Origin of the sequence: Comamonas suwonensis (genome assembly GCF_012844455.2) — a bacterium.
Lineage (GTDB): Bacteria > Pseudomonadota > Gammaproteobacteria > Burkholderiales > Burkholderiaceae_C > Comamonas > Comamonas suwonensis.
In genome coordinates this window covers 1-26,149 of the sequence record NZ_JABBCQ020000025.1, presented here as the reverse complement: position 1 = coordinate 26,149, position 26,149 = coordinate 1, and the positions used below count along the sequence as shown (strand labels likewise).

The window sequence follows — 26,149 nt, the reverse complement described above, 5'->3', positions numbered from 1 at the left end:
GGACCATTTGACTCAGGCTACGGCGTCCATAGGCTTGCGCAGAAAACCCTGGTTGCCGCCGTTGCGGTTGGGCGAGAAGCCGTTCTTGGCCAGCGTTTCGTCAGCCGTTTCATAGAACACGCCGATCTGCTTGATCTCACGGGCCTGCTGGGCCGTGGCAATGGGACGACCAAATTCACCGGCAATACGCACCAGTTGCTTGATCTGCTCAACCGTGCTCATCTTGCCGGTGCGTTGCTGGTTCCACAGCACGTCTTCAATGCCGCAGCGCACATGCAGGCCCAGCGCCATGCCGATCATGTTAATAGGCAGCACGTTCAGCACCGAGCTTTCCACGGTGATGATGGCGTTGTCGGGCGCGGCGCGAAGCATATTGGCCAGGTTGTAGATGTTGGCCTGGTCCATGCCACCGCTGATGGCAACCCAGTTCATGACCAGCGGGCCCTTGTAGACGCCGCGGCGGATCATGCGCTCAATGGTCTCGAAACTGTTGATGTTGTAGACCTGGAACGCGCTCTGGATGCCCTTTTCGGACAGGCGACGGATATGTTCTTCGATGAAGCTGGGGTTCGAAGGAACAATCATGTCCTTGTAAGTCTTGTGCAGATGGGGGAAGCCACGCGAGACACCACGGAAGTCGTCTTCACCAGCATGCTCCGTCACGTTCATCTGTGTGGTATTCACGGTCACCGTCACCTGGTCGGGCACGGGCGTCAGCTCGGCCAGCATGTGACGGGTGTCATCCGACAGCCACTTGGCTGCGCCGTCCGGGCCCTCTGGGGCAAAGCTAATGGAGCCGCCGACCTGAATAATCATTTCAGGCACGCGCTCACGCACACCGGCAATCAGCTCGTTGAACTTGGACAGGCGCTTGCTGCCCTTGCCATCGTCTTCACGCACGTGCAGATGCAGCACGGTGGCACCGGCTTCGTAGCAGTCCACCGCCTTTTGAATCTGCTCTTCCATGGTGATTGGGATGTCTTCAGGGAAGTCCGCAGGAATCCAGCCCGGAGCGTAGGGAGCGGCGGTGATGATCAGCGGTTGCTGGTTTTCAGGGTACAGGTGGCCGTCAAGAAAGTTCATGGTGGTTGTCTCCGGTTTGAGTGTGAGGGAATCAGGTTCAGGTCTCTGACTGCCAGACCCTTGCCGATTTGTGAAGCCAGTATCAAACGCAGTTTCCAAAGTCACTTTGCATTTCAAGACACACGCTTTCTCAATCACGACAACACGGGAAAAGCACGGAAAAAGGCTGATTAAGCCCATCGCCTGCTCATCAGACCAGCCTAAAAGGCATCCGATTCAGCACGCACTGCTCTCTGAAAAATCCGTTGTCAGGCACCGCACTCAAGAGCCGTTCAGCCCCTCTTTTTCGCCACCCTGCATCGGGTAAGTGCGGGGGCATGCAGTCACCAAATGCGAAGTCACAGGCATGAAGCGTTAAGTGCGCCGGGTGGCTGCAATCGATCATGAACTGGTGCATTCATACACCCCGGCACAAAAAAAAGGCATGCCAGTCAGCACACGCGGCTCTCAGTCACTTGACTCGCCCCCTTTCACGATAGAGGTCAGCGCTTTCTCAAGTTGCGCTGAGCATCAGAAATAAATACAGGAGACATCAATGACAACCATTGCGACATTCAAGGAAGCCGGTGGCAGCGCCATCGCCCAGATCGAGATCGGCCAGCGCCATGAGCCTGCCTCTGCCAAACAAGCCAAGCAAACTCAGGCCACATGCTCTTTCATCCTCGCCATCTAAGCGCCGCCACCTTTCGGGAGTTCAACATGCGAAACATTGCTCAAAACCTGCGTTCTTGCGCTGCCGTACTCTGCCTTGGCATGGCCGCCACCACAGTAGCCCACGCACAGGCCCAGCCCTGGCCCACCAAGCCCATTCGCCTTGTCGTGCCAGCGCCTCCGGGCGGCATTACCGACGGTGTGGCGCGTCTGGTGGCCGACCATTTGCAGACCAATCTGGGCCAGCCCGTGGTCGTGGATAACAAACCCGGTGGCTCGGCCGTGATTGCCGAGCGCGCCGTGATGAATGCACCGGCCGACTGGCACACGATGATGATTGCACCATCCAGCGTCTGGACGGACTTTCCGCTGACCGTGAAGACGCCTTTTGATGTGCACAAGACCTTCACCTATGTCTCGGACGTGGCATCCATGGTGCACATGCTGGTGGCCAACAACAGCTTCCCGCCCAACAAGATTCAGGAAGTCCTGGACTATGCTCAAAAAAGCTCAAGCCCGGTCAACATCGCCAACCTGAGCCCTGGCACCCGCTCTGACATGCTGGGCGAGTTGCTGAGCGAAAAGAGCGGCAAAAAAATTACCGCGGTGCCTTACAAAGGCTCGGCTCCCGCCATCGTTGACCTGATCGGCAATCAGGTACAGATGACCTTTGAGGTCGTGACCAATGCTGCTCCCCTCATCAAGGCCGGCAAGATCAAGGCGCTGGGGGTGGTCTCGCCCAACCGCTCGCGTCTGCTGCCCGATGTTCCCAGCTTTGCCGAGCAGAACATGCCCGACTTTGTGCTACCTGATGCCAGCGTAGGCCTGTTCGTGCTGAGCAGCACGCCGGCAGCACTGACGCAGAAGGTTCGCCAGGAGATGGAAAAAATCACGCAATCGCCCAAGTTTCAAGCGCAGTTGAAGGTGCAGGGCTTTGATGCTCCCCAGCCCAGCAGCATGCAAGAGTTGCAGCAGAAGATGCTGGCAACGGTGGAGCAAAACCGCAAAATCATGAGCAAACTCAAAGTCGCCGGAAACTGAGAACTATGGGTGCAGCCGCGCGCATTTCTCTGAGCGCGGCATTTTTTGGTAGTGTGTTCAGCGGGCCCTTGCGGTCCGCTTTTTTATTGCCGCCGGGCCGCCCCAAGGCAATAAGCTACCCCCTCGGGGGGCGGCGGCCACATGTCAGTGGGCAAGCGTGGGGGCTTTTTTATGCCGCGCCGCCAACGCCGCCGGTTTGTGCCTTGGCGCGGCTGTCCTTGGCGCTGCAGCCAAACTGGCTCAGATACCAGCGCGAGAAACTGCTGGGAGCGGTAAAGCCAAGCAGCTCGGCCACCTCAGTCAGAGAGCGATTGGTCTCAAACACATAGCGTGCGGCCAATTCTTTGCGGATATCGTTCATCAGCGACGAAAAGCTCTGTTCCTTTTTCGTCAGGCGGCGCTGAATGGTGCGCGGCACCACACCCAGGTGCTCGCTCACTTTTTCAATGCTACAGCGGCCGCTGGGCAGCAGCAGCACGATGGTTCGGCGCACATCATCCAGCACTGTCTCATCATTGGCCGGTGTCGCGGTATCCAGCAGCTTTTGCGCATAACGCGCCATGGCAGGGTCGGCAAATTCATTGCGCGTATCCAGATCGGACTTGGCGCAGATGATGCAGTTGAACTCCTGATTGAACTCCACACGCGGGCCAAAAACCAGGTGATGCATGCTCAAGTCCTTGGGCGCAGCATGCTCAAAGCACACCCTGCGCGGCTGCCAGTCGCGGCCAATCAGCTGACGAATAGCCCGCACGATAACCCCTAGCGCCAACTCCACCCGCTGACGTGTGGGCTCGTGGGCTCGGCCAGCCAGCAGCAGCTCTCGAATCAGCACCGTATCAGCCTGCTCGTCCACCTCCAGCGTCATGGCACCGTTGAGGAAAGTCAGGTGACGCACCAGCAGGTTCAGAGAATCTCGCAGCGTCTCCTGGTCCCGAATCAGCAGACCCACCGGCCCCATGTTGGACAGCAGGCGCGAGCGCGCCATGCACAGCGCAAAGCTTTCGTTGCCCGACTGCATGGCCGAGGCCTGCAGCAAACGCCCCACTTTGTCGACGGGAATCATCAAATCCGGTTCATCGAGCACACCCGGGCTCAGGCCCGCATCGAAAAGCATGCGCGTGCAGTTCAACCCCGAGGCAGTCGCCACCGCTTCGTAATTGGTCAGACAGGCTGCGCGGACAAGAGACGCCATGGGTTTCACTTAGTTGGCACTAATTGCAAAGAGCCAGTCATCTAATGACAAGCGCTGTTAGGAGGTAGTTTTCACACTGGGAAGCATCAATTCTATAAGGAGACTTCACAATGAAAACAGACGTTAGCGCCGCACCTGCCGTTATCCGTTCCAGCTCGTTGACGCGCACTCTGGAGGTCAACCCGCTGACCTGCTCCATAGGCGCAGAACTCTCCAACGTACACCTGGGTGCTGCCGCTGAAGATGAAGGCCTGATGGCCGAGATTCGCCAGGCGCTGCTCAAGCACCGCGTGATCTTCTTCCGCGACCAGGACATCACCCGCGCCGAGCATGTGGCCTTTGCCCGCAAATTTGGCGAACTGGAAGACCACCCTGTGGTCGGCAGCCACCCTGACCATCCCGGTCTGGTGCAGATCTACAAGACGCCCGACAGCCCCATCGACCGTAACGAAAACTCCTGGCACACCGACGCTACCTGGCGTGATCAGCCCCCCATGGGCTGCGTGCTGCGCTGTGTGGAATGCCCGCCCGTGGGCGGCGACACCATGTGGGTCAACATGGTGATGGCCTACGAAAACCTGCCTGGCGAGATCAAGACCAAGATTGAGCACCTGCGCGCGCGCCACAGCATTGAAGCCAGCTTTGGTGCGGCCATGCCCATAGACAAGCGCCTGGCACTCAAGGCCAAGTTCCCCGATGCAGAGCACCCCGTGGTGCGCATCCATCCTGAAACGGGCGAGAAGATTCTGTTCGTCAACAGCAGCTTCACCACGCACTTCACCAACTACAACACGCCGTCCAACGTGCGCTTTGGTCTGGACAAGTCTCCCGGCTCCTCTCAGCTGCTGAACTACCTGACCAGCCAGGCCATGATTCCTGAATATCAGGTGCGCTTTAGCTGGAAGAAAAACAGCATGGCCTTCTGGGACAACCGCTCCACCCAGCACTACGCAGTCATGGACTACGCCCCTTGCCACCGCAAGATGGAACGCACCGCCATCATGGGCGGATCGACGGATTGAGAAGAAAAAGCAGCATGTCCATGAAGCCTACCATTCTCATCATCCCCGGACTGCGCGACCATATGGAAGCGCACTGGCAGACCCATCTGGCCAAAGAGCTGCCCAACTGCGTCACCGTACCGCCACTGGAGCAGGACAAGCTCAGCTGCCAGGCCCGTTTAGATGCGATTGACCGCGCACTGGATCGCATTGACGGCCCCGTCCTCATCGTGGCCCACAGCGCGGGCTGCATGATGGTTGCGCACTGGGCACTCCGTCGCGCCCGCCCCATTCTGGGAGCCCTGCTGGCCGCCCCTGCCGATGTGGAAACACAGATGCCCGCTGGCTACCCCACCAAGGATGTACTAGCTGACAACGGCTGGACGCCTATCCCGCGCCAGCGTCTGCCCTTCCCCACCCTATTGGCCGCCAGCAGCAACGACCCGCTGACCCAGCTCGATCGCGCACGCCGCTTTGCCAATGACTGGGGCAGCCATCTGGTGGAGCTGGGCCCGGTCGGCCACCTCAACCCCGCCTCGGGCCATGGCCACTGGCCTGAGGCCCAGCAGCTGATTCAGGACTTGCTGGCGCAGATTGAAGCGCAGCAGACCGAACCAGCGGCGCAAGGCTGAGACCTCGGCCCTAAGATTGCAGCACGCGCACCCACGAGAAACCAATCAAGGGGTGCGTCGCTTGGGAACGAAAGCGCCCCACAGAAGGAGACAAAAAATGAAGGCAACAACACCCGCCTCGCCGACTCTTACACTGCGCCGCCATCTAGGCCTGGCCGTGATGGCCTTGACCGCAAGTCTTGCGCTGCCAGCACAGGCACAGCAAGCCGCCGACTGGCCCAGCAAACCCATACGCCTCATTGTCACCGGCCCCGCAGGCGGCACGGCAGACATCCTGGCACGCCTGCTGGCCGAAGGTCTGCAGCAGGATCTCAAACAGCCCGTGATCGTGGAATCCAAGGCCGGTGCTTCGGGGGCTCTCGGCATCCATGAGCTCAAAGCCAGCGGCAAAAGCGGCTATACCTTTCTGGTAATTCAGGATGGCGCGCTGAGCGAAGCGCCGCTCGCCCAGAAAGTCAGTTATGACCCGTTCAAGGATCTGACACCCCTTGCGCAGCTGACCCGCACCGGCCTTGTCATGGTGGCCAACAAGGATCTGCCTTTCCAGAATCTGCCGGAATTCATCAGCTACGCCCAAAAGCAGTCCGACGGCGTGCCCTTTGCTTCCTATGCCACTGGTTTCAAGGCCCATACCTCGGGCATGCAACTGGGTCAGCTGGCCAAGATCAATATGCGCCACGTGGGCTACAAGGGCTCACCCCCCGCGCTGGTCGACCTGATGGGCGGCCATATCCCGGTGATGTTTGACGGTGTCACCACCTCGCTGCCACTGATTCGCAGCGGCAAGATCAAGGCGCTGGCGACCATCTACCCCACACGCCTGCAGGCCCTGCCCGACGTCCCCACCTTCAAGGAACTGGGCTACCCGCAGCTATCCAAACCCGGCTGGTTTGCCCTGTGGTCCCATCCCCAGACCCCTGCCGCCATTCAGCAAAAAATGCGTGAGGTGGCGCTGGCTCATTTCAGCAAAGAGGCTGTACTCAAACAGACTGCAAGTATTGGCATGGAACCCGGCCTGCCCGTCACCAGCGCAGAGATGATTGCGGACCTCAGGGATGCCAGCCAGAAGCAGGCTGCCCTGCTCAAGTCCATAGGCTACAAGCCCGAAAACTAAGCACTCTGCCAGCCGTCACGCCCCAGCACCTCTGACTTCAATCGCTGCGCTGCACGCCCAACGGTAGCCAGGCAACCGCCCCACTGTACCCAGCCTTCCTGGCGTCCGTGCCTGCACGGATGCCGTTCACCTGTGTTTCTCGTCTGTTTGGTTTCACTCTTTTTTATCGGTTCAAGGAGACAACAATGACTACTCAAAAAATGACTTTCGGTGCCATCAGCGCTCTGGCCTGCACATTGCTGCCATTTGTACCGCTGGGCGCATCGGCCCAGTCCTCGGTACAGCTCTATGGCGTGGTGGACATGGGCGTTTCGTCCTATAAGGGCGATGGCGCGGGCTCGCGCCAAATGGTGACCTCCGGCGGCAACCAAGCCAGCCGTCTGGGCTTTAGAGGTCGTGAAGACCTGGGCGACGGCTTGGTCGCCGGCTTCGACATGGAGTCGGGCATCAATGCCGACACGGGAACCGGTCAGTTGAGCAACACCAACAACCAAGCCTCGGGCAATAGCGGCGGCGGTGGACTGACCTTCAACCGCAAGTCCTTCATTTATCTGCAAAGCAAGCAATGGGGTGAGCTGCGCCTGGGCCGCGACTACACGCCCGCGTTCTGGAACACGTTTCTCTTTGACCCCTTCCGCGTCGGTGTAGGTGCCAGCACCCATGTGCTGCACGGAACGACGGTTACGGGCTTTCGCGCTTCCAACAGCGTGGGCTACTTTTCGCCCGGCTGCTCGGGTCCAAGCTGCCCAGGATTTTTCTATCAGGGCATGGCCGCCTTCGGTGAAAACGGCGCAGGCCCGGACCGCCAGGACGGCAATCTTTATGGTCTGCGCGTAGGCTATGGCGGCACGAATTGGAATGCAGCCGCCGCAGTGACCACGACCCGCAACCGCATCGCAGACGACTACACCTCGATGAATATTGCGGCATCCTATCTGTGGAACGGTCATCGATTCATGGCCCTGGCGGCTGAAAACCGCACCGGCAACCGTCTCGCCGCGGTGGGCAACGCCAATCGCGTTCGTTACTGGCAATTGGGTGCAGAGTGGAAGGTGGGCAATGACTCCATTCCCATGAGCTTCATGCGTCTGACCCGCAACGACGGCGCCAGCAGCTCTTCGCAAAAGTACGCCGTGGGCTATGTGCACAACCTGTCCAAGCGCACGGCCATCTACGGCACTTACGCGTATGTAGACAATCGTGGCAAACTCAACCTCCCTGTGGCTTCCGGTGCAGTCAACGGCCCCATCCCCACGGCTGGCGGCAATGCCTCGGGCTTTGACATCGGCATGCGCCACAGTTTCTAAAACGCAAATTTGATAGCAATCAGCGCATGCTGGTTGAGCGCTACAGCGCAAAAACAATCACATCCATAAAAAAGGCCCGGAATGCATATCCGGGCCTTTTCGTTGACTTTTCGTCGGCTGTGCGGGGGCGGCACACCCACAGCATCCATCACATAACAGTTTCAGGCCGCTTGAGCCAAAGCCGCCCCTCGCGCTCCAGAACCTCGTACAGAGGAATCATCATTTGCGGCGATGCTGTGCACTGCCCATTCTTGATGTTGAACTTGAGCCCATGCGCAGGGCAGGTCAGCACATGCGCGTCGCAGGCTCCGCTGGCCAAGGATGCGCCTGCGTGCGGGCAGCTGTTTTCCATGGCGTAGAACTCGCCTTCGACATTGAGCAGCAAGATCGTCTCACCACCCGGCGCAAAGACCAGCTTGCGCCCACCTGGTGGCAAATCCTGCACAGCGCCAGCGGCCAGCAGCGTGGAATCAGACAAGAGAGTGGTCTGCAGCACGGGCATGCTCCATGGCGCGCAGCAACTCGGCAGGCGGCACAGCCCCTGTCACTTGCAAGCGCTGGTTGAACACCAGGTGCGGCACGCCCCCTGCGTGACCTAGCTCGCTCTGGTAGCGCACCGCGTCAAAGCTGGCAGAGTCCCAGTCCAGCGCAGCCGAATCAGCCAACTGCTGCAACTCCACCGCCAAGCCAATATCCCGGCCCTGCACAAAGTAGGCATCAAAGATGGATTCAACAAAGCCAATCATGGCCTCGCCACCCAGCTGAGTCTGTGCGTAATTGACCAGCGCGCAGACCAGCCGCGTATTGGGAAAGGTCTGAATCGCTGCATGGTTGATTTGCAGGCCTGCTGCGGCAGCAGAGGCGCGCACCTGGGAGCGGCGTGCTTCCACAGCCCTTGGGCCACCGAGTCGCGCTTCATAAAAGGCCTGGTACGGCACGCCCTGCTCTGGAATGTGAGGCAGCAAGGTGTCTGCATGCCACGCAATCGCAAGCTGCTGACCAGGGTGCTTATCCATCAGCATTGCACGAGCGGCGAGCAGATTGCGCAGCCCAATCCAGCACCATGGGCAGATCAGGTCCAGTGAAAAATCAACCTGCAACGCAGGGAAAGCGGAAGAGTTGGGGCTTTGTGTCATGACAAATCTTTTGACGAAGTAAGGCGTGAGGCGTGTTCGGTACGCGATCGCACAGGCGCAGCCCCTGGTACATGCTCAAAAGAAAAAAACCTGGCGACAAAAGCGCAGGCTCACCCTGCACCTTTGCCCCAGGCTTGCTTTTACAGCGTGAAGATGGCCGAGCCGACGATCTTGCGACCTTCCAGGTCACGGTGCGCCTGCACTGCGTCTGCCAGTTCGTAGCGCTTGCTGATGTCCACCTTGATGCGGCCTTCGGCCACATGACTGAATAGCTCGTTAGCCAGCTCTGCACGCTCCACGGGGTCGGCAATGTAGTGCGCCGAAGCAGGACGGGTCAGGAAAAGCGAGCCCTTGCCAGCCAGAATCTGCGGGTTGAACGGAGGGATAGAGCCAGAAGCCGTACCCAGGCAAACCATCAGGCCACGAGTTTTGAGGCTGTTGAGCGAGCCCTCGAAGGTGTCCTTGCCCACGCTGTCGAAGACGGCATTCACGCCCACGCCATTCGTCAGCTCACGCACGCGCTTGGCCACGTCTTCATGGCTGTAGTTGATGGTGTGATCGCAGCCATGGGCCTTGGCCACTTCAGCCTTGGCATCGCTAGAGACCGTACCGATCACATTCAGGCCTTCGAGCTTGGCCCATTGTGAGACCAGCAAGCCCACGCCACCTGCTGCAGCGTGCAGCAAGATAGTGTCGCCCTTCTTGAAGTCCCAGATGCGGCGCATCAGGTAAGCCGCCGTCAGCCCGCGCATGGTGATCGCGGCTGCGGTTTCAAAGTTGATGCTGTCTGGCAGGCGAATCAGAGGGGCGGCAGCAATCAGACGCTCTGTCGCGTAGGCTCCAATGGTGTTCAGCGCACCGGTATAGGTCACGCGGTCGCCAACCTTGAAATCCGTCACACCATCACCTACGGCGGTGATCGTGCCGCAGGCTTCGCTGCCCACGCCAGCAGGCAGGGGCGAAGGATACAGGCCCGAGCGGAAATAAGTGTCGGCGAAATTAAGAGCCACAGCACCTTGCTTGAGACGGACCTGACCCGGACCAGGTTCGCCGACTTCAATTTCCTCTTGGCGCAACACTTCGGGCCCGCCAACTTCGTGATAACGGATTACTTTAGCCATACAAACTCCAGTCAGATACCAAGCTACAGATGATGCAAGAACTGCCTCATCTCGAATAAAAATTAATACAAATCAACAACCTGCTGGCTATTCACTGGTAATTTTCTTATTCAGACTTCCAAGAATTTAGAGGATTTCGCTTTTCACGCATTTCCCGAGAACGCCGGCTTCTTGTCTTTACGCGACAACAAGGGTAAACACTTAATTATTAAAAATTTACTGAATGCTTTCACTTTGATTGAAAGCTTAGCGCAAGCCTTAAGCACCATATTGCGCATCTGCGACTGCAACTGGGCTTATCCAAGCTCTAAAATCATTCCGTTTACGTAAACGTCAACTCAATATTCAGACTTAAGCTTGACGCTCACAGTCTGGGTATGAAGTCGAGGGAGGAGTGCTGCTGTCATGGTTCGCACCCTCCTGAAAAGCACAACAGAAGCCTGGCCCTGAACCCGCCACCGGATGGACAACCTTTCAAGGAAACCGAGACGATGACCTACACCGCCCCCATCAAAGACATGCTGTTCAACATGGAGCACCTGGCCCAGATCGAGCAAGTCGCTCAACTCCCCGGCTTTGAAGATGCGGGGCTGGAAACAGCTCAGGCGGTGCTGGAAGAATGCGCGAAGCTCTGTGAAACGGTTGTCGCCCCCTTGAATGTGGCCGGTGACCTGAACCCATCGTCGTTCAAGGACGGCAAAGTCACCACCACGCCCGGTTTTGCCAATGCCTTCAAGCAGTACGCCGAAGGTGGCTGGCAAGGCCTGCAGCATCCCACCGACTTTGGCGGTCAGGGCCTGCCCAAGACCATTGGCGCGGCCTGCATTGAAATGCTCAACAGCGCCAACCTGAGCTTTGCCCTGTGCCCGCTGCTGACCGATGGCGCGATTGAAGCTCTGCTGACGGCTGGCAGCGATGAGCTGAAGGCCACCTATCTGGAAAAGCTGGTGACCGGCGAATGGACCGGCACCATGAACCTGACGGAGCCTCAGGCCGGCTCCGATCTGGCACTGGTGCGCACCAAGGCCGACCCGCAGGGCGACGGCAGCTACAAGTTGTTCGGCACCAAGATCTTCATCACTTACGGCGAGCACGACATGGCGGACAACATCGTCCACCTGGTGCTGGCCCGTGTGGCCGGTGCACCTGAAGGCGTCAAGGGCATCAGCCTCTTCGTGGTGCCCAAGTTTCTGGTCAACAAAGATGGCTCTCTGGGCGAGCGCAATGATGTGCACTGCGTCAGCATCGAGCACAAGATGGGCATCAAGGCTTCGCCCACGGCCGTGCTGCAGTTTGGCGACCACGGTGGCGCCATCGGCTATCTGGTCGGTGAAGAAAACCGAGGCCTCGAATACATGTTCATCATGATGAACGCAGCCCGCTATGCCGTCGGTGTGCAAGGCATTGCCGTAGCCGAGCGTGCCTACCAACATGCCGTGGCCTACGCCAAAGAGCGCGTGCAAAGCCGCCCGGTTGATGGCTCCGTCAAGGCCAGCGCCACCATCATTCACCACCCCGATGTGCGCCGCATGCTCATGACCATGCGCGCCTTCACCGAAGGCTGCCGCGCCATGGCGGCCACGGCTGCCGCCGCTTACGATGCCTCCCACCATCACCCCGACGCCCAAGTGCGTCAGGCCAATGCCGTCTTCTATGAATTCATGGTGCCACTGGTCAAGGGCTACAGCACTGAAATGAGTTTGGAAGTCACCAGCCTGGGCGTCCAGGTGCACGGCGGCATGGGCTTTATCGAAGAAACCGGCGCCGCCCAGTACTACCGAGATGCCAAGATTCTGACCATCTACGAAGGCACTACAGCCATTCAGGCCAACGATCTGGTAGGCCGCAAAACGGCCCGTGATGGCGGCGAAACCGCCAAGGCCATCGCCGCCCAGATTGCAAAGACCGAAGCCGAACTTAATGCCAGTGGCAGTGCCGTGGCCAAGACGGTTGCCAAGCATCTGGCACAGGCTCGCCAATCCTTTGTACAGGTGGTGGATTTCATCGCCGCACAAGCCAAGGCGGACCCCAATGCCGTGTACGCAGGCAGCGTGCCCTATCTCATGCTGACCGGCAATCTGGTAGCAGGCTGGCAACTAGGCCGTTCGGTTCTGGTGGCAGAACAGCGACTGAAAAACGACCAGGATGCGGCATTCATGCAGGCCAAGCTGGCCACCGCACAGTTCTATGCAGAGCACATCCTGACCCGCGTGCCCGGCCAGGCCGATGCCGTGGTCAACGGCGCTGCCAGCGTGATGGCACTGCCTATGGATATGTTCTGATCCACTTCCGTCAAAGACATTGAGGCACGTTGAATGCCTCAAAAACAAGAGCTGCTTGCGCCCATCCTATAAGCGCTAGCAGCTCTTTTTTTATTGCTTATTCCCTCAATCGTCAAAGCAACACAATGTCGTACTGCTCTTGCGCCATCGCTGATTCGGCCTGCAAGGAAATGGGTTTGGCAATGAAGTCCGAGAGGCTGGCCAGATGCTGGCTTTCCTCGTCAAGAAACATCTCCACCACCTTGGGGGATGCCACCACGCGAAACTCCTTGGGGTTGAACTGACGGGCTTCGCGCAGAATTTCACGCAGCACTTCGTAGCAGACGCTGCGTGCAGTCTTGACATCGCCCTTGCCAGAACAGGCCACACAGGGCTCGCACAGCATGTGCGCCAGCGATTCGCGGGTGCGCTTGCGCGTCATCTCCAGCAGGCCGAGTTGCGAGAAGCCGCCCGCCATCGTTTTGACGCGGTCTCGGCCCAGCTGGCGGCGGAACTCGGACAGCACCTCGCCCTGATGCTCTTCGCGCACCATATCGATGAAGTCCACGATGATGATGCCGCCCAGATTACGCAGTCGCAGCTGGCGGGCAATGGCATGGGCCGCTTCCAGATTGGTCTTGAAGATGGTGTCGTCAAAATTGCGCGCCCCCACATAACCACCGGTGTTCACGTCTATGGTGGTCAGGGCCTCGGTCTGATCCACGATCAGATAGCCCCCCGACTTCAAATCCACCCGGCGACCCAGCGCCCGGGCGATTTCCTCATCGATGGCATAGAGGTCAAAAATCGGCCGCTCGCCCTTGTACAGCGCCAGTTTGGGCACGGCAGCAGGCATGTATTCCTGACCAAAGCTCTTGAGCAGCGCAAACTGCTCTTTGGAGTCAATGCGGATGCTCTGGGTGTTCTCACCCACCAGATCGCGCAGCACGCGCTGCAGCAAGTTCAGGTCTTGGTGCAGCACCGACATGGCGGGCAGCTTCTGCGCCGAGTCCTTGATACGCGCCCAGGTCTTGCGCAGGTAGCGGATATCGTCGGCCAGCTCTGCCTCGCTGGATTCTTCTCCATTGGTGCGCAAAATAAACCCGCCGCCGCCGCCGTTGGCCTTGGTGCCCACCAGCTCCTGCAGACGCGCGCGCAGTGCGTCACGCTCGTTTTGCGGAATTTTCTGGGAGATGCCGATATGGTCGTCTTGCGGCAAAAAGACCAGCAGGCGACCTGCAATGCTGACCTGCGTGGACAGGCGTGCACCCTTGGTTCCAATCGGATCCTTGATGACCTGAACCAGGATGGACTGGCCTTCAAACACCTGTTTTTCAATCGGTATCTGGGGTTGATCCTTGCGCGCAAACATGGGGGCTTCGCCGCCTTCCTGACGCTGCCACACATCGGCCACATGCAGAAAAGCCGCACGCTCAAGGCCAATATCAATAAAGGCCGACTGCATGCCAGGCAGCACGCGCGAGACTTTGCCCAAATAGATGTTACCGACGAGACCGCGCTCCAGCGGACGCTCCATGTGCAGCTCCTGCACCGCGCCGTTCTCGACAATCGCCACCCGCGTTTCCTGTGGCGACCAATTGATCAAAATATCTTGCTGCATTGACTGTTGTTCTTTCTTTATCGGTCTTGCCGTTTGCTTGACCCAGTGTGCGACGCGCGCACGGTGGGCGCAAGGCTAAGGGCGTCTCCTGCGAAAGCAGAATGCCTGATCAGAGTAGCAACCGCACCAAAGGTTCAGAGTGCCCAGCCCAGCTGGCGCAAAAGACCCGCAGTTTCATACACCGGCAATCCCATGATGGCCGAGTAGCTGCCGCGAATTTCTGCAATATGCGCCGCCGCCAAACCCTGGATACCATAGGCGCCGGCCTTGCCCATGGGCTCGCCCGTGGCGACATAGGCCTCAATCTGCGCCTCGCTCATAGGGGCAAAGCGCACGGTAGAGATAGACAGGGCCTGCAATCGCTGCGCGCCACTTTGCATCGCCACGGCGGTCAGCACTTCATGCTCAGCACCAGACAGCAGTCGCAAGATGCGGCGTGCATCGTCCGCATCGGCTGGCTTGCCCAGAATTTGCGGGCCCAGAGCCACGGTGGTGTCAGAGCACAGAATCGGCGCAGCGGACAGGCCACGGCGTGCATGGCGGGCCACGGCCGCATCCAGCTTGCCGGCGGTCACACGCTGCACATAGTCATGCGGGTCTTCACCGGGCAGCTCGACCTCTATGGCCTCGGCATCTTCGACAATATCCCCTGCGGCATTGGCCAGCAGGAGCTCATGCGCCACGCCGAGCTGCTCCAGCAGTTGACGACGACGGGGGCTTTGGGACGCGAGGTAGATGAAGGAGGCCATGATTTTGATTAAAAAGAGCCTCTAACACCCATAAATCAAGCGCATCAGGCTATCAAAATCATAGTACCACGCGCTAGGCAAAATTGCACGCCGCCGTCACGACGTTTGGCCGTGACGGCTGCCTTGCAGTGATACAAGCGCAGCAAGCTGGCGGCAGGGGCCGCTGTTATTCGCGATGGTAAGGGTGACCGGCGTTGACCGACCAGGCTCGGTAGAGCTGCTCGATCAGCAGCACGCGCACCATGGCGTGCGGCAGGGTAAGGTCAGACAGGCGAATGCGTTCATGCGCAAGCGCGCGAAACTCGGGGTCCAAACCATCGGGGCCGCCGATGATCAGAGCCACATCATCACTCTCCAACTGCCAGCCCTGAAGGCGCTGGGCCAGCGCCTTGGTGGTGAGGTTGGTGCCACGCTCATCAAGCACCACGATGCGGGTGCCGCGCGGAATCGCTGCTTCGATACGCTTGCGCTCCGCCGCGTACAAGGTCTCAAGCGTCTTGGAGCCCCGAGGCTCGGTTTTGACGGCCTTGAGTTCAACCTTGAGTTCAGGCGGGAAGCGCTTGGCGTAATCGTCGTAGGCCGTCTGCGCCCAGTCGGGCACATGCAGGCCTACGGCCACAATCGTCAGCTTCATCAGGCCTTGGCGCGAGGAGCACGCTTCGCAGCAGGCTTGGCTGCCGCTTCAGCCTTGGCAGTACGAGGAACGCTGGGCTTGACAACCACGGTCTTGATGGTCTTGGCTGCAACCTTCTTGGCGGCGGGCTTCTTTGCCGCTGGCTTGGCACCGGCAGCCGCAGTCTTGGTCGCAGCAGGCTTTTTGGCAGCGGCCTTCTTGGCGGCAGGCTTCTTCTCGACCACGGTGTTGGCAGCAGCAGCCTTGTCCACCGCCTGCTTGGCGGCCAGCTTCTTCGCGGCCAGTTCGGCGGGCTTGGGCTTGGCGGCACCCAGCTTCAGGCGCACAGGTGTCGCGCCCCAGATTTCTTCCAGGCGGTAGTACTGGCGAATGACGGGCTGCATGATGTGGCAAACGACAGAGCCGCAGTCAACGATGATCCATTCACCGTTTTGCTCGCCTTCCTGGCGGGGCACGGGAAAGCCGGCTTCCTTGACGGCTTCGCGCACGCTGGAGGCCAGAGCCTTGGTCTGACGGTTGGAAGTACCCGAGGCCACGATCACGCGCTCGAACAGCGGTGACAGCGCTTCGGTGTTGAACACCTGGATATCGTGGGCCTTGACGTCTTCGAGGCCATCAACAATGGCGCGCTGGAGTTTGGTGACGTCGCGCTTGGCTGCGGAATCCGATTGTGTGGAGGTGGTCATCAGGCGATGGAATCAGTAAGTGATGGGATCAAATATAGCGTGTGCCGCGCCACACCCGTATCAGGGCTGGGTTAGCGTAAGCATTCAGACCCGCAAGGCCTGCACTCACCACGCATTGAAAAAGGTTGATGCGCCAATTGATTAGTGCGCATCCAGCTATGGAAATTATAGTTTTCTAAAAATTTCCTTGCTGACAGGGCTTTATGCGCTGCCAGCAGGGAAATAGGCTGATTACAGCCAGTCCCGACGAATCAGGAACTTGTCGAGTAGATCACGTTCGGGCGTACCCGGTGCATCTTCGCGCTGATAGCTCCAGTCCGCATGGGGCGGCATGGACAGCAAAATGGATTCAGTACGGCCACCAGACTGCAGGCCAAAGTGCGTGCCGCGGTCCCAGACCAGGTTGAACTCCACATAGCGGCCACGACGATAGCGCTGAAAATCGACCTGCTGCGGCGTATATGCCGCATTCTGGCGACGCTCCACAATGGGCAGATAGGACTTCAAAAAGGCATCGCCCACCGAGCGCAACATGGCAAAGCTCTGCTGCTGTCCCAGTTCGCTGAAGTCATCAAAGAAGATGCCGCCAATGCCGCGCTGCTCGTTGCGGTGCTTGAGGAAGAAATACTCGTCACACCAGGTCTTGAAGCGCGGATAGAGCGCATCGCCAAACGGCACCAGCGCATCACGGCAGGTCTGGTGAAAATGAACCGCATCGTCTTCAAAGCCGTAGACGGGCGTCAGATCCATGCCGCCACCAAACCAGCAGGTTTTGGGCTGGCCGGGGTGACCCGCCGAGATCATGCGCACATTCATGTGCACCGTAGGCACCATGGGGTTGCGCGGGTGAAACACCAGCGACACCCCCATGGCTTCAAACGGTGCACCCGCCAGCTCAGGCCGGTGCTGAGTCGCCGAAGGCGGTAACTGCGGGCCACTCACATGCGAGAAGCCACAGCCTGCGCGCTCAAAGACGCGCCCGCCTTCCATGATCTTGGTGATGCCGTTGCCCTGCAGCTTCTCGCCCGGCTCTTTATGCCAGGCATCGGCCAGAAAGCGAGCGCCGCCTTCACCTTCGATCGCTTCCAGCGCCTCGGTGATACGGGTCTGCAGACCCATCAGGTACTCGCGTACCTCGCCTGCGGGCAGCTGGTCAGCGACGAAAGATGAGGAGGACTGGGTCATCAGTCAGCCTTCTTGATAGCGCGGAAGCCAATATCACGACGGTACTGGGCACCATCGAAATGGATGCCACGGGCCACGTCATAGACTTTTTGCTGGGCTTGCTTGACGCTGTCAGCCAGCACCGTCACGCACAGCACACGTCCGCCGCTGGTGACAGGCTGACCGTCATCGCCCAGCTGGGTGCCAGCGTGAAAGACCATGGCATCGTCAGCCGCTGCGGGCAGACCGGTGATGACATCGCCCTTGCGGGGCGCTTCAGGATAGCCAGCAGCTGCCATGACCACACCCAGAGCAGTGCGGCGATCCCATTGCAGCTCAAACTGGTCGAGCTTGCCGTCGCAGGCTGCCTGCATCACATCCACCAGATCGCTCTTGAGGCGCATCATGATGGGCTGAGTCTCTGGGTCGCCCATGCGGCAATTGAATTCCAGCGTCTTGAGCTGACCAGCCTTGTCAATCATCAGGCCCGCGTACAGGAAGCCGGTGTAGGTCACGCCGTCTTTTTCCATGCCACGAATGGTGGGCAGAATGATTTCGCGCATGGCACGGTGGTGCACATCGGCTGTCACCACAGGGGCGGGCGAATAAGCGCCCATGCCGCCTGTATTGGGGCCCTGGTCACCATCCTTCAGACGTTTGTGATCCTGGCTGGTCGCCAGCGCCAGCACGTTCTTGCCATCGCACAACACGATGAAAGAGGCTTCTTCGCCGTCGAGGAATTCCTCGATCACGACACGAGCACCACCTTCGTTGTGGGTCACGCCATATTTGTTATCCACCAGCATGAAATCCACGGCGTCATGCGCTTCCTGCAGCGACATGGCAACCACCACGCCCTTGCCAGCAGCAAGACCGTCAGCCTTGATGACGATAGGCGCGCCCAGACGGTCCACATAAGCATGGGCCGCTACGGCGTCGGTAAAGGTTTCATACTGCGCCGTCGGGATGCTGTGGCGCGCCATGAAGTCCTTGGAGAAGGCCTTGGACGACTCCAGCTGGGCCGCAGCCTTGGTTGGACCAAAGACTTTCAGGCCATGAGCGCGGAACTCATCGACCACGCCAGCGGCCAAGGGAGCCTCGGGGCCCACGACGGTCACGGCGATTTTTTCGGCTTGCGCCCATTCGCGCAGAGCCTGCACATCGGTGATGTCCAGGTTCTCCAGCTTGCCGCCAGCCAGGGCTGTGCCACCGTTACCGGGAGCCACATACACCTTGGTCGCTTTGGGCGATTCAGCCAATTTCCACGCCAGAGCGTGCTCACGGCCACCGCCGCCAATCACAAGAATTTTCATAGGTCTGCGTTGTGGTAGACGTCTTGAACGTCGTCCAGGTCCTCAATCATGTCCAGCAGCTTCTGCATGCGAGCTGCGTCTTCGCCTTCAAGAGCGATTGTATTTTCTGGGCGCATGGTCACTTCTGCCATGTCCGGGGTCAGGCCAGCGGCCTGAAGTGCATCACGCACGGCTTCAAAGTCGGCCGGGGCTGTCAGCACCTCGATGCCGCCTTCGTCATCGGTGATGACGTCCTCGGCACCGGCTTCCAGTGCGGCATTCATGACTTTCTCCTCGTCCGTGCCGGGGGCGAACATCAGCTGTCCCACATGCTTGAACTGGAAAGCCACCGAGCCTTCGGTGCCCATGTTGCCGCCGTACTTGCTGAAAGCATGGCGCACATCGGCCACTGTCCGCACGCGATTGTCCGTCATTGTGTCCACAATAATGGCGGCGCCGCCAATTCCGTAGCCTTCGTAGCGAATTTCTTCGTACGTAACCCCATCGAGATTGCCCGTGGCCTTGTCGATGTTGCGCTTGATATTGTCGGCCGGCATATTCGCGGCCTTGGCCTTGTCCACCGCCAGACGCAGGCGCGGGTTGGCAGTCAGATCAGCGCCGCCCTGGCGTGCTGCCACCATGATTTCACGAATGATGCGGGTCCAGATACGGCCACGTTTTTCATCCTGGCGACCCTTGCGGTGCTGGATGTTGGCCCATTTGCTGTGTCCTGCCACGGGAGTCCTTTGATATTTGATTTAACCTAGCGGATGAGATTTTACTTTTGACTGTAAGTCCCCCAGAGGAAAACCGAATGGCTTCACCCCTTTTGATTGCCCAGCACTCTGCCACAGAATGTCTCCTGCTGCCCGGACTGGCCAATCGGCATGGCCTCATCACCGGTGCCACCGGTACCGGCAAGACCGTCACCCTGCAAAAACTGGCTGAGAGCTTCTCACAGATTGGCGTGCCGGTCTTCATGGCCGACGTCAAGGGCGACCTCAGCGGCATCAGCCAAAGCGGCAAGATTGAAGGCAAGCTCGCAGCCTCCCTCAAAGAGCGCGGCCTGGCCCTGCCCGAGCCTCTGGCCTGCCCCACCACGCTGTGGGATGTCTTTGGCGAGCAAGGCCACCCCGTGCGCGCCACTATTTCTGACATGGGCCCGCTGCTGATTGGCCGCATGCTGAACCTGAACGAGACGCAGATGGGCGTACTCAACATCGTCTTCAAGATTGCCGACGACAACGGCATGCTGCTGCTGGACCTCAAGGACCTGCGCGCCATGCTGATCTTTGTGGCGGACAACAGCAAGCAATTCACCACGCAGTACGGCAACATCAGCTCGGCCAGCGTCGGCGCCATCCAGCGCGGCCTGCTAACCATCGAAAGCCAGGGCGGCGACAAATTCTTTGGCGAACCCATGCTCGACATCAACGATTTGATGCAGACCGATGCCAACGGCATGGGCGTCATCAACGTGCTGGCGGCCGACAAGCTGATGAACGCGCCGCGCCTGTACTCGACCTTTTTGCTCTGGCTCTTGTCCGAACTGTTCGAGCAGCTGCCGGAAATTGGCGACCCCGAAAAGCCCAAGCTGGTTTTTTTCTTTGACGAGGCCCACCTGCTGTTCAACGACGCACCCAAGGTGCTGATTGAACGCATCGAGCTGGTCGTGCGCCTGGTGCGCTCCAAGGGCGTGGGCGTGTATTTCGTCACCCAGAACCCGCTGGATGTGCCCGACTCCGTGCTGGGCCAACTAGGCAACCGCGTGCAGCATGCCCTTCGCGCCTTCACCCCGCGTGACCAGAAGGCCGTAGCCTCGGCGGCATCCACCATGCGCCCCAACCCAGGCCTCGACATCGCCGCCGCCATTACCGAGCTGGCCGTGGGCGAGGCACTGATCAGCTTCCTCGACGAGAAAGGCCGGCCCAGCGTGACGGAGCGCGTCTTTGTGATTCCGCCCGGCAGCCAACTCGGCCCCATCACGCCGGAGCAGCGCAAGGCTTTGCTCGCCAGCTCGCTGGTCGCCGGCGTCTATGAGCAGACCGTCGATCGTGAATCGGCCTTCGAGCTGCTGCGCGACCGCGCAGGCAGTGCCACGCCTGCCAAACCCGGTGATGCGCCCGCCGCTGCGGATGCCGCGCAGCAGGCCGGAGCGACAGACTCCATGATGGACGGCCTCAAGGAGCTATTGTTTGGCCGCACGGGGCCGCGTGGCGGCCAGCATGACGGCCTGGTACAGACCATGGCCAAGTCCACCGTACGCACCGTGGGCAACAGCCTGGGCAAGGAAATTCTGCGCGGCGTGCTGGGCGGCATTCTTGGCGGCAAAAAGCGCTGAGTTTTAGCACCTCACCCCTCCTCAAGGCCTGCATTTGCAGGCCTTTTTGATATGTCTAGCCAAACCACCTAAAAAAGCCTCAATTTCTCAGCCCTTATGTCGATACATAAGGAGTCTCTCGACACCCTCACCAGCCGCACACCGGTGCCCCATCGAGAACGCACGGGGCGTGTCAAGCCTTGTTGCAGTGGCCGCAGTCGCTTCACGCCTCCTTCCATATAACAAACCGCAATCAGCGCCAGCAAGCGCTTTTTTGCAATCTAACTATTCAGTACAAGAGCACAGCGAATGCAATTCAATCAATGGCGCGTCTCCACCAAGCTGTGGTGCACCCTCGGCGGACTGCTGGCAATGATGCTGGCGGTCTCGCTATGGACTCAGCACATGGCAGCCCAGACCATGCAGGAAGGCATGCGCAGCCAGGCCGACTATGACAACCGCATCAACCTCGCCCTCCAATGGAAAGGCGCGACGGAAACCACGGGCGAGCGCGTGCTCACCAGCAATGTGACACCCGACGAAGAACTGACCACTCTGATGGATGAGCGCGTCAAGGCCGGTGTCGTCGCCAACTCCCAGCTACAGGCCGAAGTGGTCAAACTGGCTCAAAGCGATGCCGACAAAAAGGCGCTGGAGCAGATTTCTGCCGTGCGCAGCGAAGTGCTGGCCCTGAACAAACAGGCCCGTGAAATCAAACTCACGGGAGACATCGCCGCCCTGCGCACCTTCATCCGGGAGCAGTATCTGGGCGCCATTACCCGTTATGTGGACTCTCTGGAATCCTTTGTAAAGCTGCAAGAGCAGCAGCGCGATGCCGCAATCGTCCTCACGCAGCAGGCCCAACAACGCGCGGCCTGGTGGGCCTGGGCCGTGCAAGGCCTGGTTCTGCTGGCAGGCCTTGGCCTTGCGTTGGCCCTCACCCGCTCCATCACCCGGCCTCTGGCGGAAGCCGTGGAGCTGACCAATGCCATCGCCCAGGGCGATCTGACGGTAACCGCCAGCAGCCATCGTCAAGATGAATTCGGCCTGCTGCTGAGTTCTGTCTCGGCCATGGCCACCCGTTTGCGCGGACTGGTGACGGATGTTCGCGACAGTGTGCATTCCATCTCCACCGCGTCTTCGGAAATTGCCTCAGGCAACCACGACCTGTCCGCGCGCACCGAGCAAACCGCCTCCAATCTTGAGGAAACAGCGGCCAGCATGGAGCAGCTCACGGCAACAGTGGCACAGGCCGCAGATACCGCACGTCAGGCTACCCACCTGGCCAGCAACGCGGCGCAGGCAGCGCAGCGCGGCGGAAGCGTCGTGGAGTCGGTCGTCAGCAGCATGAACCGCATCAACGAAAGCGCGCACCGCATCTCCGACATCATTGGTGTCATTGACTCCATCGCCTTCCAGACCAATATCCTGGCGCTGAACGCTGCCGTGGAAGCCGCCCGCGCCGGCGAGCAAGGCCGTGGCTTTGCCGTCGTGGCCAGCGAGGTCCGTGCGCTAGCCCACCGCAGCGCTGAAGCCGCCAAGGAAATCAAGACCCTGATCGGCACCTCCGTAGATGCCGTCAATGCCGGAGCCGAGCAGGTCTCCCAGACCGGCCTGGTCATGGAAGACATCGTGAGCAGCGTGCGCAAGGTGTCTGACATGATTGGCGAAATCAGTGCCTCCTCCACAGAGCAGCGCGACGGCATCAGCCAAGTCAATCAGGCCGTGACCCATCTGGATCAGATGACGCAACAAAACGCCGCCCTGGTGGAAGAGTCCGCCGCAGCCGCCGTTTCGCTGCACGACCAGACCCAGCGCCTGACCGGCATGGTGTCCGTGTTCAAGGTCGGCGCTTCAGGCCATGTGCTCGCTTACGCTGAGCCAGCGCTGCACGCATAAACCTGCGCAAGCGGCCGCCAAGCCTTACCCAGACTGCCGTATCAAGCGGGCAGTCTGGGCTATCAGGGCGCCGCAAGGGAATTCCCCAGGTCATTCAGCACACCACCCGTCACACGGGTGACTTGCGTGCGGCAGCGCACAGGACACCATCAGTGCATGCCCAACACCTCTGACACCAGCTCTCACGACACCTCGCTGCCCACAGGCCTGACCGCCTTCCGGCTGGAGCAGATCGACCACATTGCCCATCTGGTGCTCAACCGCCCCGATACGTTCAACACCTTGAACCCCACGTTCTGGCAAGAGCTGGATGCGGTACTGGACGCATTGCACCGCAGCGGCAAGGCGCGGGCACTGGTCATCAGCAGCACGGGCAAACACTTTTGCGCGGGGATGGCGCTGAAGACTTTTGCCGACCCCAGTTTCGCCCCCAACGACCGCACACCCGAAGGCCGCGCCGCCATCATCGACACGCTGGCACAGTTACAAACCACCTTCAATAAGATTGAAGCCCTGCGCATGCCCGTGATCTGCGCCATTCAGGGTGCCTGCGTGGGCGGCGGACTGGATCTGGTCGCCACAGCCTGCATACGCTACGCCAGCCGCGAGGCGTTTTTCTGCGTACAGGAGATCAATATTGGCATGACGGCGGATCTGGGCAGCCTGCAGCGTCTGCCCAAGCTCATGCCGCTGGGCATTGTCAAAGAGCTGGCATACACCGGCCGCCGCCTGAGCGCGCAAGAAGCCTCCAGCCACGGCTTGGTCAACGCCGTTTATGAATCGCCCGAGGCCGCCCTTACCGCAGCACTGGCCTGCGCACGCGAGATTGCGGCCAAGCCCCCCGTCGCCATCTGGGGCAGCAAGCAGGTCATCAACTATGCCCGCGACCACAGCGTGCACGACTCGCTGCAGCAAATGGGCTGGGTGCAAAGCGGCATCTGGAGCAACCGCCATGTGATGGAGGCCGTCAGCGCCATGCAGGCCAAACGAGAAGGCGACTTTCCGCCGCTGGAGCCGCTGCATGCCTTTGCCCCAGCCGCCCACAAAAACTGATGGAAACTGCTGATTTCATAGCTGCCAGCGCATGCATATAAAGGGCTAGATGCCTTTTTTACTTACATTACTGCTCCTGCTCACGGCTCCCTCGCAGCAACCGTTTGAGCTGCCGTTTGCCCCTATCGACATTGCCGCGTCAAACACCGCGCCGATCTACATGCCGGCAGACGATGCCCCGTTATCATGGATTCAGTTCTTACCCCAGCCTGTATCACCATGAACAACACCCCCGCCCTGCTTCCTACCTATGACGATGTCGTGGCTGCTGCCAAGCGCCTGCAAGGTGTGGCCCACCGCACGCCGGTGCTGAGCAGCCGCACCATGGATGAGCAGCTGGGCGCGCGCCTGTTCTTCAAGTGCGAGAACCTGCAGCGTATTGGCGCCTTCAAGTTTCGCGGGGCCTATAACGCGCTGGCCCAGTTCACGCCTGAGCAGCGCAAGGGCGGTGCCCTCGCTTTCTCGTCCGGCAACCACGCACAAGCCATTGCCCAGGCTGCGCAGCTGCTGGACATGCCCGCCCTCATCGTCATGCCCGAGGATGCCCCCGCCTCCAAAATGGCCGCCACGCGTGGCTATGGCGCTCAGGTCGTCACCTACAACCGCTTTACCGAAGACCGCGAAGCCATTGCTCAGCGCCTCGCCACCGAGCGCGGCATGACGCTGATCCCGCCCTATAACCACCGCGATGTGATTGCCGGCCAGGGAACGGCCGTCAAAGAGCTGCTGGAGGAAGTGCCCGATCTGGACTACCTGTTCGTCTGCCTGGGCGGCGGCGGCCTGCTGTCGGGCAGCCTGCTGGCGGCCAATGCGCTGGCCCCGAACTGTCAGGTCATTGGCGTGGAGCCAGAGGCTGGCAACGATGTGCAGCAGTCGCTGCGCGCCGGCCATATCGTCAAGATCGACACCCCGCGCACCATCGCCGATGGCGCACAGACACAGGCGCCTGGCGATCTGACCTTTGCCATCATCCAGCAGGCCGTGAACGAGGTGCTGACCGTCAACGACGAGCAGTTGGTCGAGTCCATGCGCTTTTATGCAGAGCGCATGAAAATCGTGGTGGAGCCCACGGGCGCGCTCTCGCTGGCAGCCGCCATCCACGGCGGCCAGTCCCTGAAGGGCAAGCGCGTGGGCATCGTGATCAGCGGCGGCAATGTGGATTTATCCCGTTTCGCCAGCCTTCTGGCCGACTGACAGCGAAAATAGGGGTTGCTGCGGGGCATCCCGCACCCCGTTTTCCTTTTTGCAAGCACGCGCCAGTCACAAGCGGGCCTGCTTCTTTTCAACACAAAGACCAAGAACATGAGCACTTTGCATTTGATTGACCACCCATTGGTCCAGCACAAACTGACCCTGATGCGCCGCAAGGAAGCCAGCACCAACAGCTTTCGCCGCATGCTGGGCGAGCTGTCCACGCTGATGGCCTACGAGCTGACACGCGACTTCCCCCTGCAAGACATCGAGATCGAGACCCCCATGGAAAAAATGACCGGCAAGGTCATCGACGGCAAAAAGCTGGCCCTGGTCTCCATCCTGCGCGCGGGTAACGGCTTTCTGGACGGCATGCTCAACGTGGTGCCCGGCGCACGCATCGGCCACATCGGCCTGTTCCGCGACCCCGAGACCCTCAAGCCCGTCGAGTACTACTACAAGATGCCTGAGAACATGCAAGAGCGCGATGTGATCGTGGTCGACCCCATGCTGGCGACCGGCAACTCGGCCGTGGCGGCCGTGCAGCAGCTCAAGGACAAAAGCGCTCCCAAGTCCATCAAGTTCATGTGCCTGCTGGCCGCCCCCGAAGGCGTGAAAACCATGCAAGCCGCCCACCCCGATGTAGACATCTACACCGCAGCCGTGGATCGCGAGCTGGACAGCCACGGCTACATCCTGCCTGGTCTGGGCGATGCAGGCGACCGTATCTTCGGCACCAAGTAATTGGCCCTGCTTTGTGAAAAGCCCCTGCAGCTTTGGCTGGCAGGGGCTTTTTTTGTAGGTTTGGCCCGTGCGAAGGACAGAGGCTGGACATCAATCACTCAGCAGCAGCCAAAACTCGCCCAACCCCTTACCCAACAAGCGCTACCCGCTATAAAATTTTCAGCCACTCAACCAAGGCATCAATCTCCTGCGCATTCAGATTCAGCGCCTTGATATGCGCCGACTTGGGCGGCACATAAGAATCCTGCTCAGGA

General features: G+C 59.8%; 24 protein-coding genes. 12 read left to right on the top strand and 12 right to left on the bottom strand.

The features are described from left to right. Nucleotides 1-12 precede the first annotated feature (12 nt). On the bottom strand, nt 13-1,083 hold the full coding sequence (locus HF327_RS20240; protein WP_198462168.1) for a BKACE family enzyme: 1,071 nt from the start codon (nt 1,081-1,083) through the stop codon (nt 13-15). A gap of 535 nt (nt 1,084-1,618) precedes the next feature. On the opposite strand from HF327_RS20240, the gene HF327_RS20235 reads away from it, so the two are divergent. Together HF327_RS20235 and HF327_RS20230 are read left to right on the top strand one after the other, a co-directional pair. Next, nucleotides 1,619-1,756, top strand: a complete 138-nt coding sequence (locus HF327_RS20235; protein ID WP_198462167.1) for a hypothetical protein — start codon at nt 1,619-1,621, stop codon at nt 1,754-1,756. Nucleotides 1,757-1,782: 26 nt separating this feature from the next. Further along, nucleotides 1,783-2,775, top strand: coding sequence for a Bug family tripartite tricarboxylate transporter substrate binding protein (locus HF327_RS20230; protein ID WP_236024315.1), 993 nt, complete (start codon nt 1,783-1,785; stop codon nt 2,773-2,775). Nucleotides 2,776-2,944: 169 nt separating this feature from the next. Here the strand turns inward: HF327_RS20230 and HF327_RS20225 are convergent, their stop codons facing one another. Next, on the bottom strand, nt 2,945-3,970 hold the full coding sequence (locus HF327_RS20225; RefSeq protein WP_198462166.1) for an AraC family transcriptional regulator: 1,026 nt from the start codon (nt 3,968-3,970) through the stop codon (nt 2,945-2,947). Nucleotides 3,971-4,080: 110 nt separating this feature from the next. Here HF327_RS20225 and HF327_RS20220 point away from each other — a divergent pair, with 110 nt between their 5' ends. The 4 genes from HF327_RS20220 to HF327_RS20205 all read left to right on the top strand — a co-directional run bounded on the left by HF327_RS20220 (nt 4,081) and on the right by HF327_RS20205 (nt 8,024). Then, nucleotides 4,081-4,992: a TauD/TfdA dioxygenase family protein gene (locus tag HF327_RS20220; protein WP_198462165.1), complete on the top strand. Its 912-nt coding sequence runs from the start codon at nt 4,081-4,083 to the stop codon at nt 4,990-4,992. 14 nt (nt 4,993-5,006) lie between these two features. After that, the gene (locus tag HF327_RS20215) at nt 5,007-5,603 is read left to right on the top strand and encodes an RBBP9/YdeN family alpha/beta hydrolase (protein ID WP_198462164.1); all 597 of its coding nucleotides are present in this window, start codon (nt 5,007-5,009) and stop codon (nt 5,601-5,603) included. Between the two features lie 97 nt (nt 5,604-5,700). After that, a complete protein-coding gene (locus tag HF327_RS20210) occupies nt 5,701-6,717 on the top strand; it encodes a Bug family tripartite tricarboxylate transporter substrate binding protein (RefSeq protein WP_198462163.1) in 1,017 nt (338 codons plus the stop codon). Between the two features lie 185 nt (nt 6,718-6,902). Next, nucleotides 6,903-8,024 carry a porin gene (locus HF327_RS20205; RefSeq protein ID WP_236024314.1) on the top strand — a complete coding sequence of 374 codons (1,122 nt, stop codon included), beginning with the start codon at nt 6,903-6,905 and terminating at the stop codon, nt 8,022-8,024. A 148-nt stretch (nt 8,025-8,172) separates the two neighbouring features. On the opposite strand, the gene HF327_RS20200 is transcribed toward HF327_RS20205, so the two are convergent. The 3 genes from HF327_RS20200 to HF327_RS20190 all read right to left on the bottom strand — a co-directional run bounded on the left by HF327_RS20200 (nt 8,173) and on the right by HF327_RS20190 (nt 10,281). Beyond that, nucleotides 8,173-8,526, bottom strand: a complete 354-nt coding sequence (locus HF327_RS20200) for a Rieske (2Fe-2S) protein (protein ID WP_198462162.1) — start codon at nt 8,524-8,526, stop codon at nt 8,173-8,175. After that, complete coding sequence (locus tag HF327_RS20195; protein ID WP_198462161.1) at nt 8,495-9,160, bottom strand: DsbA family oxidoreductase; 666 nt, start codon at nt 9,158-9,160, stop codon at nt 8,495-8,497. Before HF327_RS20195 ends, HF327_RS20200 begins: the two co-directional genes overlap by 32 nt. Nucleotides 9,161-9,300: 140 nt before the next feature. Continuing rightward, nucleotides 9,301-10,281, bottom strand: coding sequence for a quinone oxidoreductase family protein (locus tag HF327_RS20190; protein WP_198462160.1), 981 nt, complete (start codon nt 10,279-10,281; stop codon nt 9,301-9,303). Between the two features lie 491 nt (nt 10,282-10,772). On the opposite strand from HF327_RS20190, the gene HF327_RS20185 reads away from it, so the two are divergent. Further along, entirely contained in the window at nt 10,773-12,563 is a 1,791-nt protein-coding gene (locus tag HF327_RS20185) for an acyl-CoA dehydrogenase (protein WP_198462159.1), read from the top strand. Nucleotides 12,564-12,675: 112 nt separating this feature from the next. Here HF327_RS20185 and rng read toward each other — a convergent pair whose 3' ends face one another. The 7 genes from rng to HF327_RS20150 all read right to left on the bottom strand — a co-directional run bounded on the left by rng (nt 12,676) and on the right by HF327_RS20150 (nt 19,425). Continuing rightward, a complete protein-coding gene (gene rng, locus HF327_RS20180; protein WP_198462158.1) occupies nt 12,676-14,163 on the bottom strand; it encodes a ribonuclease G in 1,488 nt (495 codons plus the stop codon). A gap of 134 nt (nt 14,164-14,297) precedes the next feature. Continuing rightward, nucleotides 14,298-14,912: a Maf family protein gene (locus HF327_RS20175; RefSeq protein WP_198462157.1), complete on the bottom strand. Its 615-nt coding sequence runs from the start codon at nt 14,910-14,912 to the stop codon at nt 14,298-14,300. Nucleotides 14,913-15,078: 166 nt separating this feature from the next. Next, nucleotides 15,079-15,546 carry a 23S rRNA (pseudouridine(1915)-N(3))-methyltransferase RlmH gene (gene rlmH / locus HF327_RS20170; protein WP_198462156.1) on the bottom strand — a complete coding sequence of 156 codons (468 nt, stop codon included), beginning with the start codon at nt 15,544-15,546 and terminating at the stop codon, nt 15,079-15,081. Then, nucleotides 15,546-16,232 (bottom strand): ribosome silencing factor, encoded by a 687-nt coding sequence (rsfS, locus tag HF327_RS20165; protein WP_198462155.1) that lies wholly within the window; start codon nt 16,230-16,232, stop codon nt 15,546-15,548. The genes rlmH and rsfS overlap by 1 nt, the downstream gene beginning before the upstream one ends. A 231-nt stretch (nt 16,233-16,463) precedes the next feature. Beyond that, nucleotides 16,464-17,417 (bottom strand): oxygen-dependent coproporphyrinogen oxidase, encoded by a 954-nt coding sequence (hemF, locus tag HF327_RS20160; RefSeq protein ID WP_198462154.1) that lies wholly within the window; start codon nt 17,415-17,417, stop codon nt 16,464-16,466. Continuing rightward, nucleotides 17,417-18,709, bottom strand: coding sequence for a phosphoribosylamine--glycine ligase (purD, locus tag HF327_RS20155; protein ID WP_198462153.1), 1,293 nt, complete (start codon nt 18,707-18,709; stop codon nt 17,417-17,419). The genes hemF and purD overlap by 1 nt, the downstream gene beginning before the upstream one ends. After that, nucleotides 18,706-19,425, bottom strand: a complete 720-nt coding sequence (locus tag HF327_RS20150; RefSeq protein ID WP_198462152.1) for a YebC/PmpR family DNA-binding transcriptional regulator — start codon at nt 19,423-19,425, stop codon at nt 18,706-18,708. The genes purD and HF327_RS20150 overlap by 4 nt, the downstream gene beginning before the upstream one ends. 77 nt (nt 19,426-19,502) lie before the next feature. Here HF327_RS20150 and HF327_RS20145 point away from each other — a divergent pair, with 77 nt between their 5' ends. The 5 genes from HF327_RS20145 to upp all read left to right on the top strand — a co-directional run bounded on the left by HF327_RS20145 (nt 19,503) and on the right by upp (nt 25,895). Continuing rightward, nucleotides 19,503-21,029, top strand: coding sequence for a helicase HerA-like C-terminal domain-containing protein (locus tag HF327_RS20145; protein ID WP_198462151.1), 1,527 nt, complete (start codon nt 19,503-19,505; stop codon nt 21,027-21,029). A 288-nt stretch (nt 21,030-21,317) separates the two neighbouring features. Continuing rightward, a complete protein-coding gene (locus tag HF327_RS20140; protein WP_198462150.1) occupies nt 21,318-22,907 on the top strand; it encodes a methyl-accepting chemotaxis protein in 1,590 nt (529 codons plus the stop codon). A 156-nt stretch (nt 22,908-23,063) separates the two neighbouring features. Next, nucleotides 23,064-23,960 carry an enoyl-CoA hydratase-related protein gene (locus HF327_RS20135; RefSeq protein ID WP_198462149.1) on the top strand — a complete coding sequence of 299 codons (897 nt, stop codon included), beginning with the start codon at nt 23,064-23,066 and terminating at the stop codon, nt 23,958-23,960. Between the two features lie 219 nt (nt 23,961-24,179). Continuing rightward, complete coding sequence (locus HF327_RS20130; RefSeq protein ID WP_198462148.1) at nt 24,180-25,154, top strand: threo-3-hydroxy-L-aspartate ammonia-lyase; 975 nt, start codon at nt 24,180-24,182, stop codon at nt 25,152-25,154. A 108-nt stretch (nt 25,155-25,262) separates the two neighbouring features. After that, nucleotides 25,263-25,895, top strand: coding sequence for a uracil phosphoribosyltransferase (gene upp, locus HF327_RS20125; RefSeq protein ID WP_099737234.1), 633 nt, complete (start codon nt 25,263-25,265; stop codon nt 25,893-25,895). The last annotated feature ends 254 nt before the right edge of the window (nt 25,896-26,149 follow it).